Below are 18,266 nucleotides of genomic sequence, written 5' to 3'. Positions count from 1 at the left end.
GGAATAGCTATACATTCTGATTTTGATTGTAGTATACTATATAAAGTCTAAGTTGAAAGCCTACAGACAATAGGCTTTTTTGATTGTTGACGCTATAGGTGATATAGTGTATGTTTATAAAACAAACATTTGTTCCAATTATGTATTGTGAGGAAGGAGCAGGGTGTGGTTTGGTTAAACAACCATTACAATATTCGGATGATTCAATTCAAATTTTAGAGGGGCTGGAAGCAGTAAGGAAACGGCCCGGAATGTATATTGGGAGTACCGATGCCCGAGGGCTCCATCATTTGGTGTTTGAAATTGTGGATAATGCGGTTGACGAAGCTCTGGCAGGGTACGGAAACCAAATTAAAGTGACCATACATAAAGACAATAGCATTTCTGTCGAGGATAGCGGGCGAGGAATACCAGCCGGGACGCACAACAGCGGCAGGTCCACGATTGAGGTTATATTTACTATTCTCCATGCCGGCGGTAAGTTCGGACAGGGCGGATATAAAACAAGCGGCGGACTGCATGGTGTTGGAGCATCAGTAGTCAACGCCCTGTCAGAGTGGTTGGAAGTAACAAGTTTTCGTGATGGACACATCTATTCTCTCCGCTTTGAGAACGGTGGAAAAACGGTTGGTAAACTAGAGCAGCGGGGTACTACAAGGAAGCAGGGTTCCATTGTTCATTTCAAACCGGATGTGACTATTTTCTCCACGACTGTATTTAACTTTGAAACGCTTTCGGAAAGGTTACGGGAGGCAGCATTTCTACTAAAAGGGCTAAAAATGGAGCTGGTGGACGAACGGGAAAGGCAACAGGAAACTTTTCAGTATCCCGATGGTTTGGAATCATTTGTTGCTTATTTGAATGAAGAAAAGGATACATTACATCAAGTTGTTTCCTTTGAAGGAGAACAACAAGGTATCGAAGTTGATTTTGCATTTCAGTTCAACGATGGCTATGCGGAAAGTATGTTATCCTTTGTTAACCATGTCAGGACCAAAGACGGCGGGACTCATGAATCCGGGGCAAGAAGTGCTATGACCCGGGTGTTTAATGATTATGCCAGAAAAACACAGTTATTAAAGGAAAAGGATAAAAACTTGGAGGGGACCGATATCCGTGAAGGCTTAACGGCCATTATATCGACGCGAATCCCTGAGGAAAAACTGCAATTCGAAGGACAAACAAAAGGTAAATTGGGAACATCGGAAGCAAGATCCGCTGTTGATGCTGTTGTCTCCGAGAAACTATCATACTTTCTGGAAGAGAACCCGGATGTCGCTGGTTTGCTGATAAAAAAAGCCATCAAAGCCAAGGAAGCCCGGGTTGCTGCCAGAAAGGCCCGTGAAGATGCAAGATCCGGTAAGAAAAAAAAGCGTAAAGATGCCATATTAAGCGGTAAATTAACTCCCGCACAGTCCAAAAATCCAAGGAAAAACGAACTATATTTAGTTGAGGGTGACTCGGCCGGAGGGTCAGCAAAACAGGGACGAGACCGTAAATTCCAGGCGGTTCTTCCACTTAGAGGAAAGGTTATTAACACGGAAAAGGCGAACCTGCAGGATGTATTTAAAAATGAGGAAATCTCCACCATTATTCATACGATTGGTGCTGGTGTTGGCGGCGATTTTGATTTAGACGATGTCCAATACGATAAGATTATTATTATGACGGATGCCGATACCGATGGCGCCCATATTCAGGTATTACTGCTAACTTTTTTCTATCGTTATATGCGCCCACTAGTCGAAGCTGGCCGTGTTTATATTGCATTGCCACCTTTATACAAAATCTCCAAGGGAAAAGGAAAAAAAGAACAAATCAAGTATGCCTGGGATGACGATGAATTACAGAAAGAATTAAAGCAATTGAAAAATGGCTATACGATTCAGCGCTATAAAGGTCTTGGTGAAATGAATGCCGACCAATTGTGGGAAACGACAATGAACCCGGAAACGCGCACTCTCATCCGGGTTACCATTGAGGATTTGGCCAGAGCGGAACGACGGGTTACCACGCTAATGGGAGATAAAGTCGAGCCAAGAAGAAAATGGATCGAAAGCCACGTCGAATTCAGCATGAACGAAGACAACAATATTTTGGAAAATGATAAAATCCACACATAATATACACTCGGTTAACTGGTACAAAGCAGCAAACAAAGGAATTTATATTTCGATAAATGTTTAAGGGGGGGTTGGTTTGGTACAACCAGAAAAATATTTGGACCTGCCACTTGAAGAAGTGATTGGGGACCGATTTGGAAGATACAGTAAATATATTATTCAAGATCGCGCATTACCCGATGCCAGAGACGGTTTGAAACCGGTGCAGCGCCGAATTTTATATGCCATGAACGAGGAAAAAAATACACACGATAAAAATTTCCGAAAGTCTGCCAAAACCGTTGGAACAGTAATCGGAAATTATCATCCACACGGGGACTCATCGGTTTACGAGGCGATGGTCCGCTTAAGTCAGGAATGGAAAGTGCGTAATGTATTAGTCGAAATGCATGGGAATAACGGTAGTATTGATGGAGATCCGCCTGCTGCTATGCGTTATACGGAAGCAAGACTGTCAAGCATCGCTTCTGAATTGCTTCGTGATATTGACAAAGCGACGGTCGATTTTATTCCGAACTTTGATGACACCATTCAGGAACCTGTTGTCTTACCAGCCAAATTTCCGAATTTGCTGGTTAATGGTTCAACCGGGATTTCATCCGGGTATGCTACAGACATCCCACCGCATAACTTAGCTGAAGTAATCGATGCGGTTATCAAAAAAATTGACAAGCCATCTGTTACCGTGGACGAATTAATGGACGTCATCAAAGGCCCGGATTTCCCTACCGGCGGAATTATTCAAGGAATTGACGGGATTAAAAGGGCATATGAAACTGGTAAAGGAAAAGTTATTGTTCGGGGAAGGGCACAAGTCGAGACGATTCGGGGCAACCGTGAGCAAATTGTCATCGATGAGATCCCATACGAGGTAAACAAAGCGAACATGGTAAAAAAAATGGATGAACTGCGGATTGATCGAAAGGTGGAAGGGATCGCCGAAGTTCGGGATGAGACTGATCGAACCGGATTAAGGATTGTTATTGAACTCAAAAAAGATGTGGATAGTGATGGCGTCTTGCATTATCTGTATAAAAATACGGATTTACAAGTGACGTATCATTTCAATATGGTTGCCATTCAAGATAAAACACCAAAACTATTATCACTGCCACAGATGCTTGATGCCTATGTTGATCATCAAAAAGATGTAGTAACCAGACAGACCAAATATGAGTTGAAAAAGGCAAATGAACGGGCTCACATTGTTGAAGGATTAATAAAAGCCATTTCGATTTTGGATGAACTAATTGCTACAATCCGGGCATCAAAAGATAAAGGAGATGCCAAAAAACGAATTATGGCAGCATATGGTTTTTCCGAGGCACAAGCAGAGGCAATCGTCATGCTGCAATTATATCGGCTAACCAATACTGATATTACCCAGCTGGAAAAAGAAGCTGACGAATTACGCAAAAAAATTACTGAGTTAGAAGCTGTTTTGGCGAATGAAAAGAAATTACTGCAAACGATTAAAGCAGATTTGCGGAAATTAAAGAAAACATATGCAGATCAGCGTCGCACTAAAATAGAGAACAAAATTGAAGAATTAAAGATTAATATCGAGGTAATGGTCGCGAGTGAGGATGTACTTGTATCAATAACGAGAGATGGCTATATCAAACGGACAAGCCTAAGATCGTACGGAGCATCAAACGGTGAGGATTTTGCCATCAAGGAAGAGGATCATCTAGTCGGGTTATTAGAGCTAAACACAACCGATAAATTACTATTGTTTACCAATAAAGGTAAGTATATTTATTTCCCCGTTCATGAGTTGCCGGATATTCGCTGGAAGGACATAGGGCAGCACATCTCCAATATGGTTACCATTGATAAAGATGAACGAATTATTCAAACTATTCCAGTTCGTGAATTTCCCGACGATAGCTTTCTTGTTTTCTTTACAAAAAATGGCATGGTAAAACGCAGTGAATTAAAACTGTATAAGGCGCAACGCAATTCAAAAGCATTGATTGCAATCAACTTAAAAAATGATGATGAATTGATTAATGTATACCAGACAAAAGGGCATTCCGATATTTTTGTTACATCCAATAAAGGATATGGACTATGGTATCATGAGTCAGAGGTAACACCCGTCGGTCAGCGGGCTGCAGGTGTCAAAGCAATCCAGTTGAAACAAGACGAATTCGTTGTAAGTGGGCAAGTGTTCGATGATTTAGCAGATCCTTCCCTCGTGTTAGTGACCCAGCGTGGTGCATGCAAACGAATGAAACTAAAAGAATTTGAAAAAGCCACCAGAGCAAAGCGCGGACTGGTTATGCTGCGGGAATTAAAATCAAAAGCACATCGTGTACGTGGGGCTTTTGCTATCTATGAGAAAGATGAAATTTGTTTTAAAACAAATAATGAAAAAGTACACAGTCTATACCCATTGGAACTATCAGCAAGTGATCGCTACAGTAATGGATCGTTTGTAATAGATACAGATACTGAGGGAGAGGTTGTCGATGTCTGGAAGAAGGCGACCTATCAACAACCATTTGCTGATCAAACCGAATAATTACCAGGTGAAATGGCCGGAGTATTATACTTCGGCCAGCTTCCACAGAACATGGGTAACTTGAGCGAAAGATCTTCCTTCGAGGTGTCACCGGAGTTTTTGAACTACCCCCCCTTGAAATAATTTTCTCAAAATGCTTTATGCACGAACAAGATTATGATAAAGTAAATGTAAGCGATATAAAGAAGGAGGTTCTATGGCAGATTTACGAAACAGGATCATCCAGGCATCATTGCAACTCTTTGAACAAGAAGGATTTCATGGGGCGACTGTTAACCAGATTGTTGAAGAAGCTGGCACTTCCAAGGGTGGTTTTTATCATCATTTTACATCAAAGGACGAATTATTATTTGTTATTCACGACACGTTTATTACATACGTTTTAGATAAGGCAAAGATGGCAAATGAAGCGCATCAATCGCCAACCGCCAAATTAAGGGTCATTATCAAGGATTTTGTGAAAGCATTTGATCTATATCAGGCACACATTACTGTTTTTTATCGGGAAACCATTTATTTGAAACCAGATTATGAAATTCTTGTTAAGAAAAAACGGGATCAATTCAAACAAATCATTTTCAAAACCATTCAAGAAGGCAAGACATGTGAGGAATTTCGTTCAGATCTCTCCGTTGAAATCACTGGAATGGCTATTTTAGGCATGGTAAACTGGACGTATATGTGGTATCAGCGATCAGGGGCGAAAACCATTGATGAAATTGGTGACATATTTGTTGACTTGATCCTACATGCGATACGATTAGAGGAACAACCGCCGGATATTGATTTTGAAATCTGATAAATAAGTGGAAGTAGTGGCTTTCATTTTTTAACAGCCATGCAGACCAACCAGTCGGTCTTGCGGTTGTAACTACAGGAGGTTTAGTATGAATTTTGAACTAACGAAAGAACAACAGATGATTAAGAAAATGGTGCGTGACTTTGCGGAAGCTGTTATTAGGCCCCGGGCCATTGAGATTGATAAGGAAGCGGTATTTCCATCAGATATTTTTAAGCAAATGGGTGAACTTGGTTTATTAGGGATTCCATTTCCAGAAGAATATGGTGGTTCAGGCGGTGATACAATTTCTTATGCGCTTGCAGTCGAAGAAGTTGCCCGGGTTTGTGGCAGTACAGGATTAAGTTATGCTGCTGCGGTTTCACTTGGTGCAAGTCCACTTTATTATTTTGGTACCGAAGAGCAAAAGCAAACATTTTTGAAACCGCTTGCTGAAGGGGAAGCGTTAGGCTCATTTGGCTTAACTGAACCAAATGCCGGCTCAGATGCTGGCGGTACTAAGACAACCGCAACGATTGATGGTGATGATTATGTCATTAATGGAGAAAAATGCTTTATCACTAACTGTAATTATGCCAAGACAATTATTGTGACTGCGGTTACCGGTAAGGATGAGCGCGGCAAAAATATTATCAGTGCCATTATTGTACCCGCGGATGCTGAGGGTGTTACAACGAAAAACAATTATGATAAAATGGGTGTTCGCGGTTCAGATACAGGTGAGATTGTTTTGGATCATGTTCGCGTACCTCGAAAAAATCTATTAGGTGACCCGGAAAAAGGATTCAAGCAGTTTCTTCATACACTTGATGGTGGTCGTATTTCGATTGGAGCACTTGGTCTGGGAATAGCCCAGGCGTCACTCGAAAAAGCATTACTATATGCAAAAGAACGCAAGCAATTTGGCCAACCGATTTCCAACTTTCAGGCCATCCAGTTCAAGCTTGCTGATATGGCGATGGAAGTAGAATTGGCACGGAATATCGTACACAAGGCTGCCTGGTTAAAAGATCAAGGGAAACCGTTTACAAAGGAAGCCGCCTTTGCCAAACTGTATGCAACAGAAACTGCAGTTCGCTCAGCTAACCAGGCTATTCAAATCCTCGGCGGTTATGGTTACATGCGTGAATATGAAGTAGAACGCTATCTTCGTGATGCCAAACTATTAGAAATTGGGGAAGGCACGTCAGAGATTCAACGTCTTGTTATTGCCAGACAACTAGGCTGCTAGACATATTTTAACGGGCGCGTAGTTTAGAAACATAGAATAGGAGGGAGTGGGCATATGATTAACAAAGTACTGATCGCTAATCGTGGGGAAATAGCCGCAAGAGTTATCCGTACGTGTAAAAAGATGGGTATCCAAACGGTTGCTGTATATTCGGAAGCTGATCAAAAAGCACCATTCGTTGCACTTGCAGACGAAAGCTATTTACTCGGACCACCACGGGTAAACGAAAGTTATTTGAACACAGATAAGATCCTGCAAATCGCCAAAAGAGCCGATGTCGACGCAATCCATCCAGGCTATGGTTTTTTAAGCGAAAATGCCGTATTTGCCCAAAAGTGTCAAGATGAAGGACTCATTTTCATTGGCCCAGCTGGCGAGATTATGCAAAAAATGGGCAGTAAAATTGCAGCAAGAAAAACGATGCAACAGGCGGGTGTACCAGTTGTTCCCGGTACTGAAGGTGGAGTCGCATCCGTGGAAGAAGCTTTGCAAATTGCCAAGGGCATCGGTTATCCCATTATGTTAAAGGCTTCGGCAGGCGGCGGGGGTATTGGCATGCAAGTCGTTCAGTCAGATGCTGAACTAGCAAAAGCGTTTGCCAGTAATTCCAAGCGGGCTGAAAATTTTTTCGGTGATGGTGCGATGTTTATGGAGAAAAAATTGGAGCATGCCCGTCATGTCGAGATCCAGATTCTGGCGGACAATGATGGAAACGCTGTCCATTTATTTGAACGGGAATGTTCGATCCAGCGCCGAAATCAAAAGGTTGTCGAAGAAGCGCCATCTCCATTCATCTCTGAAAAAACCCGAAAAAAAATGGGTGAAACCGCAGTCAAAGCCGCTAAAGCAATCGGTTATACAAATGCCGGCACGATTGAATTCCTTGTCGATGAAAACGAGAACTTCTATTTTCTTGAAATGAATACAAGAATCCAGGTTGAGCATGCGATTACCGAGGAAATTACCGGACTTGATATTGTTGAGGAACAATTGAATATCGCAAATGGGAAGGCATTAACTATTGATCAGGATACTTTAACAATCAAGGGACATGCGATTGAAGTGCGGATTTATGCTGAAGATCCAGTCACATTTTACCCATCACCGGGTCACATTACAACAATGCAGGCGCCAACCGGTGATCATATCCGTAATGAACTTGCAGTGACCAGCGATTATGATGTGACACCATTTTATGATCCAATGATCGGCAAGTTAATTGTCACCGGTGAAACACGGCAAGAAGCTATCTCAGGGTTGAAAACAGCACTGGAAAGTTATCATATTGATGGTATTAAAACAAACATTCCAATGTTAAAAGCTGTTATTGACCATGACCAGTTTAAAGCTGGGAACACGACAACCGCTTTTGTGCAAGAATATTATTTACCAATGATTAAAACAAATTAAGGGAGGATTTATCATGGAAGTAAAAGCATCAATGGCAGGAAGTGTATGGAAAGTTACCGTAAAAGAAGGTGAGCAAGTACAAGAAGATCAGGATATTGTTATTTTAGAATCGATGAAAATGGAAATTCCCATTGGCGCAGAAGACGAAGGGACAGTGAAAGAGATCAAAGTGGCAGAAGGTGATTTTGTCAACGAGGGCGATGTTATTGCAATTATCGAATGATATCATTGAACCAAATGGAAGGAGATTGTCATGACTTCAGTAGTTCAATATGAAACACTAGCCGACCATGTTGCCGTGGTGACCTTGAATCGGCCTGATGCCGCGAATGCCATGTCTCGAAAACTGTTAAGTGAGCTGAACGCTTGCATTGACAACATTAATCAGGATAAAACCATTCGTTGTGTGATCATCACTGCACAAGGAGAAAAAGCATTTTGCGCAGGTGCCGATCTAAAAGAACGAAAAGGTATGGGCAATGCACAAACAATTGCTGCTGTCCGAAAGATTGGGGAAACGGTAACAAATGTTGAACAAATTAATGTTCCCGTTATCGCTGCCATTAATGGCGCCGCTTTCGGAGGGGGGCTGGAATTAGCTTTGGCTTGTGATATCCGTGTCGCATCAGAAAAGGCAAAAATGGGATTAACCGAGACTTCATTAGCGATTATTCCCGGTGCAGGTGGAACCCAGCGTTTAAGCCGGCTAATCGGATTGGGTCAAGCCAAAAAGATGATTTTTACAGCCGAACGTATTACCGCCGCTAAAGCACTTGAACTTGGTTTGGTGGAACAAATAAGCGCCAAAGAGACACTTTTGGATGATGTACTGGATTTGGCAAAAGCGATTGCCAAAAATGGTCCAATCGCATTACGACAGGCTAAAACAGCCATTAACCAGGGTTATCAGACAGACATTACTACTGGACTTGCGATTGAACATTTATGTTATAAAGAAACCATTTCAACCAACGACCGTAATGAAGGTTTACAAGCATTTGAAGAAAAAAGAAAACCGGTTTATACAGGTGAATGATGATGTATGATGTAGTAGGAGGTTCAGCATGGCTTACGTAGATGACCTGCAACAACGTATAGAAAAGATAAAAACAGGTGGAAAAGAAAAATATCATCAAAAGAATGCCGAAAAAGGAAAACTGTTTGTTCGTGAACGATTAGCAATGCTTTTTGATCATGATATTGATGTAGAGGATGCTTTTTTTGCCAACTGTATGGATGGTGACTTGCCGTCTGATGGTGTTGTCACCGGTATTGGCCGTATCAATGGGCAAAACGTCTGTGTCATGGCCAATGATTCAACGGTAAAGGCTGGATCATGGGGGAAACGAACGGTTGAGAAGATCATCCGGATTCAGGAGACGGCGGATAAACTGGCACTACCGATGCTATATCTGGTTGATTCTGCAGGGGCGCGGATAACCGATCAAGTGGAAATGTTTCCTGGACGGCGTGGGGCAGGAAGGATCTTTCACAATCAAATTAAATTATCCGGCAAAGTACCGCAAGTTTGTTTGTTGTTCGGCCCATCGGCTGCAGGTGGTGCATACATACCGGCTTTTTGCGATATCGTGATTATGGTCGATGGCAATGCTTCTATGTACCTGGGTTCACCAAGGATGGCCGAAAAGGTAATTGGTGAAAAAGTCTCTCTTGAGGAAATGGGCGGGGCAAAAATGCACTGTTCTGTGTCCGGGTGTGGTGATGTCCTTGTTAAGACCGAACAGGAAGCCATTGCTTATGCAAGAAATTATTTAAGTTATTTTCCCGCCAATTTTAAAGAGAAACCACAATCTGTTAAGGCAAAAGCGCCGAAAACGGGAGAAAAGACGATCGCCGATTTGATCCCGGACAACCAAAATGCGCCATTTAATATGTATGATCTTATCGAACAAATGATTGATGAAGACAGTTTTTGCGAAATTAAGAAGAAATTTGCCAAGGAACTGATTACCGGTCTTGCCCGAATGGATGGAAAATCGGTCGGTATCATCGCCAACCAACCGCGTGCAAAAGGTGGTGTGCTGTTTCCGGATTCGGCTGATAAAGCAGCCAAATTTATTCAACTATGTGATGCCTTTCATATTCCATTACTGTTCTTAATGGATATACCCGGTTTTATGATTGGCACAAAAGTAGAGCAGGCAGGAATTATCCGTCACGGTGCCAAAATGCTGGCAGCCATGAGTGAAACAACCGTGCCAAAAATCTCAGTAGTTGTTCGAAAGGCATACGGAGCAGGATTATACGCGATGGCTGGGCCGGCTTTTGAACCGGATTGCTGTCTGGCGTTACCATCTGCACAAATAGCTGTCATGGGTCCGGAGGCGGCAGTTAATGCTGTCTATGCCAACAAAATTTCTGCCCTCCCAGAAGCAGAACGGCCAGCGTTTATTAAAGAAAAGCAAGAAGAATATAAAGACGATATTGATATCTATCGTTTGGCTTCTGAACTGGTCGTTGATGCGATCATTGATCCGGAAAATCTGAGATCTGAGCTCGTTACTCGCTTTGCCATGTATGAAACGAAACAGGTAACTTTTACAGAAAGAAAACACGGCGTATATCCGGTCTGATTATCACCACAAAATCATCATATCGTTCATCGGAAACGATATGGTGATTTTTTCTTTAAAAATATTAATCATATAATTTACCATAATATTATTATGTATACTCAAACAAAATTATTCCATTTTTCCCCTTTTAATGACTCAACTTTCGCGGAGTAAAAAGTTAATTTAACTAAGCCGCGACGTAGCGTGTGATAAATCAAATATAGTTCTTGACATTCAATCGTTATAAAAGAAAAACACCTCCACTTTTGGTATAGTTTAATTGACTAGAAAAAACTACCATGAGCGAGGTGCCTACTACTATGATAGCGAATAATGACAAAGAAAATCAACTGCCAAAAGAATTAAAATCTGCATTTGACGAATTAAATATTCTAAAACACCTAAGGGACGCAGGGATCAATAAAAACCTTGGTTTCACTTGTGCTTATATTTTCAAACTCATTTTCTGTCTGATCTTCGAAGGTAAAAACTGGTTCAGACTTTTGCAAAGCAAGAAATCGGATAGTCTACCTGAAAAGAATGCGATATACCGTTTCCTAAACAACCCAAGATACAATTGGCGACGCTTTTTGCTTTCATTAAGTGCAGCCACTATTAGTAAAGTTAGCACATTAACTAAAAATGACCGTCCGAGAGTACTAATTGTTGATGATTCATCTTATGAACGGAACCGTAGTAAAAAAGTAGAGTTACTTGCCCGCTGTTTTGATCACGCTTCCCAAAAAATGCGTTATTATAAAGGGTTTCGTATGCTCACGCTTGGTTGGTCTGATGGCGCCACTTTTATGCCAATTGATTTCTCGTTGTTGAGCTCTCAAAAGGCTGTAATCAACGGCATAAATGAAAGCATCGATAAGCGTACGTCTGGTTATAAAAGACGACAAGAAGCTTTACAAAAAGCTCCAGAACAATTACCGGGAATGATCAAACGTGCATTCTCCAAAGGTATTGACGCATCCTACGTTTTAATGGATTCATGGTTCACACAGCAGCCACTTATAGGATCCATTGTAGAACAAGGTGTTGACGTTATTGGCATGGTTAAAGATACCAACCAAAGATACCTGGTTAATGACAACTGGGTTGGTTTGAAACAGTTGTATCGGTTAGCTAAACCTACAGCACATCATAAAAACATTTTGCGTTCCATTCATACCACAATGAAGAATGGGGTGGATGTGAAAATTGTATTTATTCGCAATCGAAATAAGAAGAGCGAATGGCTGGCAATCTTGAGCACAGATTGTACATTAACCGAACAAGAAATTATCCGCATTTATGGCATGCGGTGGGATATTGAAGTTTTCTTTAAGGCAACGAAGTCCCTTTTGAAACTTCAAAAAGAGTTTCAAGGTAGATCATATGACTCTCTTATCGCCCATACAACGATTGTATTCACAAGGTATATCCTATTGTCCTGGCAAAATCGATGCAGTACAGACGACCGTACACTCGGCGGTATGTTTTATGAACTCTGTGATGAGGTAAAGGAACTTGATTGGGCTGTGGCACTACAGCAATTAATCGAGCTTCTTGAAGATGCCCTAAAAAAGACAAATAGTAAATTTAAAAAACTAATCAAAAGTCAACTACAGCATTGGGCTGCAGGTCTGCCTAACTATATCAAGGTGTACCTGCCTAATTTGTGCTGCGAAAGTTGAGTTAATGATATTCTAAACGTAAAGAGATGACAAAACGAAAGTTCTCAGACTTCCTCGTGATTAGAGGTGGGGGTATACAATTCGCTAAATGCATGAAAAAGTGGAGAATGTTTTACTGACTTTCATACGATACGGATAATGGATGCCGCTGAGGGAATTGACATGTTTAATGATCCCTCAAAATAGTTAAAATGGTAGTAACGTAACAGACAAACCAAAATGAGGTGAGGGAATGAAAGTAAGCGAATTTATGATTACAGATGTTATTTCTGTAACCAAGGATCAGTCCATTAAGGAATTACTGGAATTACTGGTCAAACATAAAATTGGCGGTGTTCCAGTAGTAGATGAAACAAATACATTACAAGGAATGATTACAGACGGGGATGTGGTTCGTTATCTAAATCCAAGAGGCAGAACCGTTTATGACATGTTTTCGCTCGTGTTTGTAACGGAAAAGGAAGAATTACAACATAAACTGGACTATGCCATTGGTCAGGCTGTCGGTGACATGAGACGAAAAAAAGATACCTATTATGTACACCCTGATGATGATTTGGATAGTGCTATTTCGATTTTGTCCAAGCATCACTTCAAAAAAATACCGGTTATTGATAGCGACCATAAAGTAGTTGGAGTCATAAGCCGCGGGGACATTATCCGCTATATTACAACCAAATTGCTATGATGATACTCCTGTGTATATCTGCTCACAGGAGTTTTAATTTTAGAGGATGTTCAAAAAGTCCGGTAAAAATGACCTTCGAATTTCGTCGTTAGCTTGCTTTTCCGCTCCTCATGTACTTTTTATGTACACTCCGGTGCTCAAAGCTACGCCGCCTAGAACTTCTCGGTCCTTTTTATCCTCCTTTTTGAACACGCACTCTTACGGATGATTGACAAATCAACTTCAAGTGGTAGCATTTATTTGTGAAAAACCGTATAATAATGATGTATATGACGTTTAGATGTGTGTTTACAAAAGAAAGCAAAAAATGCGCGTATGCAACAGACCTTTAGAACATTCGCCGATGAAGAAAGGAATTGTGTATGTTGGAATCAGCAACCTTGCCATCCCAACAAGTGGGGATCAACCAATTAACCGCACTATACGAGACCATGCTTGATGCTTTCGATAAAACAAGTGCGGATAAAATACTTGGTATCTATGAAAAATTTAAAAGTCAAGAATATGTCATTAGTTTTGCCGGTCATTTTTCAGCGGGAAAGTCTACAATGATTAATACACTATTGGGGACAGCCATTCTGCCAGAGAGCCCGATCCCAACGAGTGCCAATGTCGTTAAAATCACTTCCGGCCGAGGCTCTGTCAGGGTATTCTTTCATGATCAGGCGCCAGTAGAATATCAGGAACCTTATGATATGGAAACAATCAAAAATTACTGTAAGGACAAAGAGAATATCAAAAAGATAGAAATAAGTACGTCTTCACCAATCATTCCAACGAACACAGCACTTTTTGATACTCCGGGCATTGATGCAGCAGATGATGCAGACCGGCTGATTACAGAGGCATCCATGCACCTGGTTGATTTGCTTGTATATGTGATGGACTATAACCATGTCCAATCCGAGGTTAATCTGCAATTTTTACGAACGTTAAATGAGAAGCAGATTCCTTTTTTTGTAGTAATTAATCAAATTGATAAACATGACGACAAAGAGCTTTCGTTTGCGACATTTGCAGACAGAGTAGATCAAACATTTGCCAATTGGAATATCGTTCCAGAAGCAATCTATTATTCTTCATTAATGGATCAGCATACGAAATATAATCAATTTCAACAATTAAAGTCAGATGTGTTTGCACGGTTGAAGGAAAAACGTAATTTCATCGATTCCATTACCCAATCCGTTCGTCAGGTAATGGATGAACATCGCCAGGAATTAACGAATGTGTTTACAGAAAAAATTGCTGCCTACCCTGAAACAGCAATGGACATCGCAGACATTTACGAACAAAAGCAGTCTATTGAACAGCGGATCAGCGAGATGGAGCATGATCACCAAACATTGGAACAAGGATTTCGACAAGAATTAGAAGCAACATTGAAAAATGCCTATCTGATGCCGCATGGCTTGCGTGAAAAAGCAGCTGCCTTTTTGGAGGCACAGCAGCAAGATTTTAAGGTTGGTTTTTTTGGCGCCAAGAAAAAAACAGCAGCAGAAAGAGAACTCAGGCAAGAAACTTTTTTATTAGCTTTGCAGGAAACTATGGAGTCAACTATCCAATGGAAATTACGTGATAAATTAACCAGCCTGCTAAAACAATCGGGAATTACGGACCAAAAACTCATAGCAGCAATACAGCAAATTGCGATTGATTATACGACAGATGATCTGATTGCCTTGGTGAACCCCGGTGCAAAAGTGAATGGTCAATCGGTTTTGCATTATACCAATGAGGTCAGTCAGGATATTAAACAAAAGTATAAACAAAAAGCACTTGGACTTTGGGAAATAATTGATAAACAGCTGGCACAGAAGGATAAAAAGAAACGTTCCACCTTTGAAGCGGAATTGGACCAGATCAATCGAAGTCTAAACATGGAAGAGGAAAAAAGTAAATTAGCGCAAACCTATCAGGATCAATTAAATCAATTGGAAGAACAATTCGCGCATCCTACAAATACCGGGGATATGTCGCTGGATCAAATCCTGGCAGAACGACAGCAAAACTTTGAGCAACCACTCACTATGGAACAGACTGCCACGACGAAGATAAAAGAATCTGTATCTGAACCGGAAACAATTTCAACAACAACAGATCAAGATTCTCCATCCAGTAAACAGGTATGTACAAACATTGATAAAACAATCGAAAAAGTGGAGGGATTACCAGGGTTCCAGACGATTGTCGACGATTTGATCGAAAAACGTGATCGATTAACTAACAGGACCTACACGATCGCCTTGTTTGGGGCATTTAGTGCCGGAAAATCATCGTTTGCTAATGCCTTGCTGGGTGAACAGGTACTGCCGGTTTCTCCTAATCCAACAACGGCAGCAATCAACCGGATTTGCCCGGTTACAACGTCGCACAGTCATGGTACGGTAATCGTTCATATGAAAGAGAAGAAGGCATTGTTCGATGACCTGGTAACGATCACCAAACCATTTAACCCATCAGCAACCAGCTTAGCCGACTTACTGCAATGGGTAAAAGATAACGACATCCAGCAAAATAGTGAATTAAAACAACTGCATCAATCATATTTGCAGGCCATGATCAACGGTTTTGCCGAACATCAGGATTTGTTAGGTGATTCTATTTCGACCGGTTTGGATGATTTTGCGGCATATGTTAGTGATGAAACCAAAGCATGTTTTGTAGAATCGATCGATGTTTATTATGAGTCGGAACTTACCAGACAGGGTATTACGCTGGTGGATACACCTGGAGCAGATTCTGTCAACTCTCGGCATACAAACGTAGCCTTTGATTATATCAAATATGCAGATGCGATGTGCTTTGTCACCTATTATAATCATGCATTGTCCCGCGCGGATCAGGACTTTTTGATTCAACTTGGCCGGGTGAAGGATTCATTCCAGCTGGATAAAATGTTTTTTATTGTCAACGCAGCAGACCTGGCCAAAGACGACACAGAACTTCACTTGGTGACCAGTTATATTGAAGAACAGCTGCTGCAATTTGGAATCCGGTTTCCCAAGTTATATCCGGTTTCGAGCAAACAGGCGCTACATGCTAAACTGCTAGAAGAACCTGTTGGCCGTGACATGCAACAGTTTGAACAAGATTTTTACTCCTTTATTCAAAATGACCTAGCAAGCCTATCGATTCAGGCTGCTTTACTTGACATGCAAAGAGCCTACCAGGCAATAACTAATTACATTGCCTCGGCAAATCTTAACGAGGCGGAAAAGGAGCAATATCGTACTCAGCTTGAAAACGAACGTGATTCATTGCAACAGATAGTGGATGCCATGGATGCCGATCTATATGAGAAACAGATTGCACAAAAACTGGAGAAACAGTTGTTTTATGTCATGGAGCGGTTAGGCATTCGATTTCACGATATATTTAAGGAATTCTTTAACCCGGCAACCATTACGGAATCGGGAAAACAGGCAACCAGCCAATTGAACCGGAACCTAAATGATTTACTGGATTATGCTGGATATGAACTCGTTCAAGAATTACGTGCGGTTTCACTTCGGGTTGAAGCATATATGCAGTCACTTGCTGACGATGCTTACACCGGCTTAAAAGAAGATACAGCACAAATCGATCCCAAACTTTTATTACCTGACTTGGCAGCCTGTCATTTTAATACACCCGAGTATGAACCGGCTTTCCGTGAATTAGACCGTGCTATATTTGATAAGTCATTGGCGCTTTTTAAAGGAACAAAAGCATTTTTTGCCAAAAATGAAAAAGAACATATGAAGGATGACATCTATCAGACATTGGCGCCGATTGCACAGCGATATGTTGATGAAAATCAGGCAAAAATGATGGCATCCTATCAAGAACAATGGCGGGAGATGATGAAATACATGCAACAGAAGACAATGAACACGATCAACCAATCGATTAATGATGCTTTATCCGTACTTACTGAAACGGTTGATATCGATGATTTGAAAATAAAACAGCAAGAACTTAAGCAGATCATCGAGTAAAATAGATACTGGGTATGCGCTGATTGCAAAGCCCGGAATCGCTATTGGAAAGGAAAATCTATATGAGCGTGCGAAACAAGATATTGCTGGTTGATGGAATGGCCCTGTTATTTCGAGGCTTTTATGCAACAGCCTTCCGAGGAAATTTTATGAAGACGAAACAAGGGGTACCGACCAACGGGATTTATCAGTTTTTACGGTATTTCCTTGATGCTGTCGAAAAATTTGCCCCCACCCATGTAGTCTGTTGCTGGGACATGGGAAGCAAAACGTTTCGGACAGATTTATTCGCCGGATATAAAGCCAATCGCGGGGAGCCCCCAGAAGAACTGATCCCGCAATTTGATTTAGTCAAAGAGGTTGTTGCAGCATTTGATATGCCAAATGTTGGTGTTGAAAATTTTGAAGCAGATGATTGCATTGGTACGTTGGCTCAGCTTTATAAAATAGAAAATGACGTCCTGATTTTAACTGGCGATCAGGATATTCTGCAACTGGTTGACGATGGAATTGAAGTCGCGATCATGAAAAAGGGACAAGGTAATTATGATGTTTTTACGAACGATAATTTTCATGAAAAACGAGGGATATCACCGAAACAAATCATTGATTTAAAAGGGTTAATGGGTGATACGTCCGATAATTACCCGGGTGTAAAGGGAATTGGCAAGAAGACAGCGTTAAAACTAATTAAAGAATATGATTCGATTGATAATTTACTCCAAAATATGGAGCAGTTGCCAAAGGGTGTCCGAAATAAAATTGAAACCAATATGGACATGTTGCAGCTATCAAGGGAATTAGCTGAAATTAAATGCGATGTTCCGATTAACTGTTCGCTGGAGACAGCGGTATGGCAATATGATAAAAACAAAATCAATGATAAATTTATGGAGCTGGATTTTACCCATATGGTGAAATTAATTGGATAGTCACCGCTGGGTCGGATCCAGTTCCTTGATTATAATTACATTTATGGTCTCCAAAAATCTTCCAAATAGGTTTATCATTCTCCTTTCTTAAAATTTCATCACTGCTACTAGATTTATGTTTTTTGATATTATATAATTTTCTTAGGAAAGTAGGTGATTCAGATGGGAAGACCATAAAAATTTTCATAAACACTTTCTTTTTGAATCATTTACACATGGAGCGTGTATTTATCCAAAGAGAATATTTAAGTGTTAGCCAACAGTAAATAAAACTCTATTTTGGATAACCGGAGGTGGATTCCTTGTGTCCACGTGATG

General features: G+C 40.9%; 12 protein-coding genes. All 12 read left to right on the top strand.

What is annotated here, in order from left to right; translation table 11 throughout:
* Window positions 1-140: 140 nt before the first annotated feature.
* The 12 genes from parE (at window position 141) to O2S85_RS09710 (ending at window position 17,948) form a co-directional block, all read left to right on the top strand.
* Window positions 141-2,123 (top strand): DNA topoisomerase IV subunit B, encoded by a 1,983-nt coding sequence (gene parE / locus O2S85_RS09765; protein WP_269412543.1) that lies wholly within the window; start codon window positions 141-143, stop codon window positions 2,121-2,123.
* Between the two features lie 76 nt (window positions 2,124-2,199).
* Window positions 2,200-4,650 (top strand): DNA topoisomerase IV subunit A, encoded by a 2,451-nt coding sequence (gene parC / locus O2S85_RS09760; protein WP_269409159.1) that lies wholly within the window; start codon window positions 2,200-2,202, stop codon window positions 4,648-4,650.
* Between the two features lie 196 nt (window positions 4,651-4,846).
* Window positions 4,847-5,449, top strand: a complete 603-nt coding sequence (locus tag O2S85_RS09755) for a TetR/AcrR family transcriptional regulator (protein WP_269409158.1) — start codon at window positions 4,847-4,849, stop codon at window positions 5,447-5,449.
* Window positions 5,450-5,537: 88 nt separating this feature from the next.
* Window positions 5,538-6,680 (top strand): acyl-CoA dehydrogenase family protein, encoded by a 1,143-nt coding sequence (locus tag O2S85_RS09750; protein WP_269409157.1) that lies wholly within the window; start codon window positions 5,538-5,540, stop codon window positions 6,678-6,680.
* 54 nt (window positions 6,681-6,734) lie between these two features.
* Entirely contained in the window at window positions 6,735-8,090 is a 1,356-nt protein-coding gene (locus tag O2S85_RS09745) for an acetyl-CoA carboxylase biotin carboxylase subunit (RefSeq protein ID WP_269409156.1), read from the top strand.
* A 10-nt stretch (window positions 8,091-8,100) separates the two neighbouring features.
* Complete coding sequence (locus tag O2S85_RS09740; RefSeq protein WP_269412542.1) at window positions 8,101-8,313, top strand: acetyl-CoA carboxylase biotin carboxyl carrier protein subunit; 213 nt, start codon at window positions 8,101-8,103, stop codon at window positions 8,311-8,313.
* 30 nt (window positions 8,314-8,343) lie between these two features.
* A complete protein-coding gene (locus O2S85_RS09735; protein WP_269409155.1) occupies window positions 8,344-9,126 on the top strand; it encodes an enoyl-CoA hydratase in 783 nt (260 codons plus the stop codon).
* Window positions 9,127-9,154: 28 nt separating this feature from the next.
* Entirely contained in the window at window positions 9,155-10,684 is a 1,530-nt protein-coding gene (locus O2S85_RS09730) for an acyl-CoA carboxylase subunit beta (RefSeq protein WP_269409154.1), read from the top strand.
* Between the two features lie 302 nt (window positions 10,685-10,986).
* A complete protein-coding gene (locus tag O2S85_RS09725) occupies window positions 10,987-12,348 on the top strand; it encodes an IS4 family transposase (RefSeq protein ID WP_269409153.1) in 1,362 nt (453 codons plus the stop codon).
* A gap of 232 nt (window positions 12,349-12,580) precedes the next feature.
* Window positions 12,581-13,036 (top strand): CBS domain-containing protein, encoded by a 456-nt coding sequence (locus O2S85_RS09720; protein ID WP_269409152.1) that lies wholly within the window; start codon window positions 12,581-12,583, stop codon window positions 13,034-13,036.
* A gap of 362 nt (window positions 13,037-13,398) precedes the next feature.
* Window positions 13,399-17,016 carry a dynamin family protein gene (locus tag O2S85_RS09715; protein WP_269409151.1) on the top strand — a complete coding sequence of 1,206 codons (3,618 nt, stop codon included), beginning with the start codon at window positions 13,399-13,401 and terminating at the stop codon, window positions 17,014-17,016.
* Between the two features lie 62 nt (window positions 17,017-17,078).
* Window positions 17,079-17,948: a 5'-3' exonuclease gene (locus O2S85_RS09710; protein WP_269409150.1), complete on the top strand. Its 870-nt coding sequence runs from the start codon at window positions 17,079-17,081 to the stop codon at window positions 17,946-17,948.
* Window positions 17,949-18,266 lie beyond the last annotated feature (318 nt).

This window comes from Lentibacillus daqui, from assembly GCF_027186265.1.
GTDB classification, from domain to species: domain Bacteria; phylum Bacillota; class Bacilli; order Bacillales; family Amphibacillaceae; genus Lentibacillus_C; species Lentibacillus_C daqui.
This window is presented reverse-complemented; position numbering and strand designations above follow the sequence as displayed.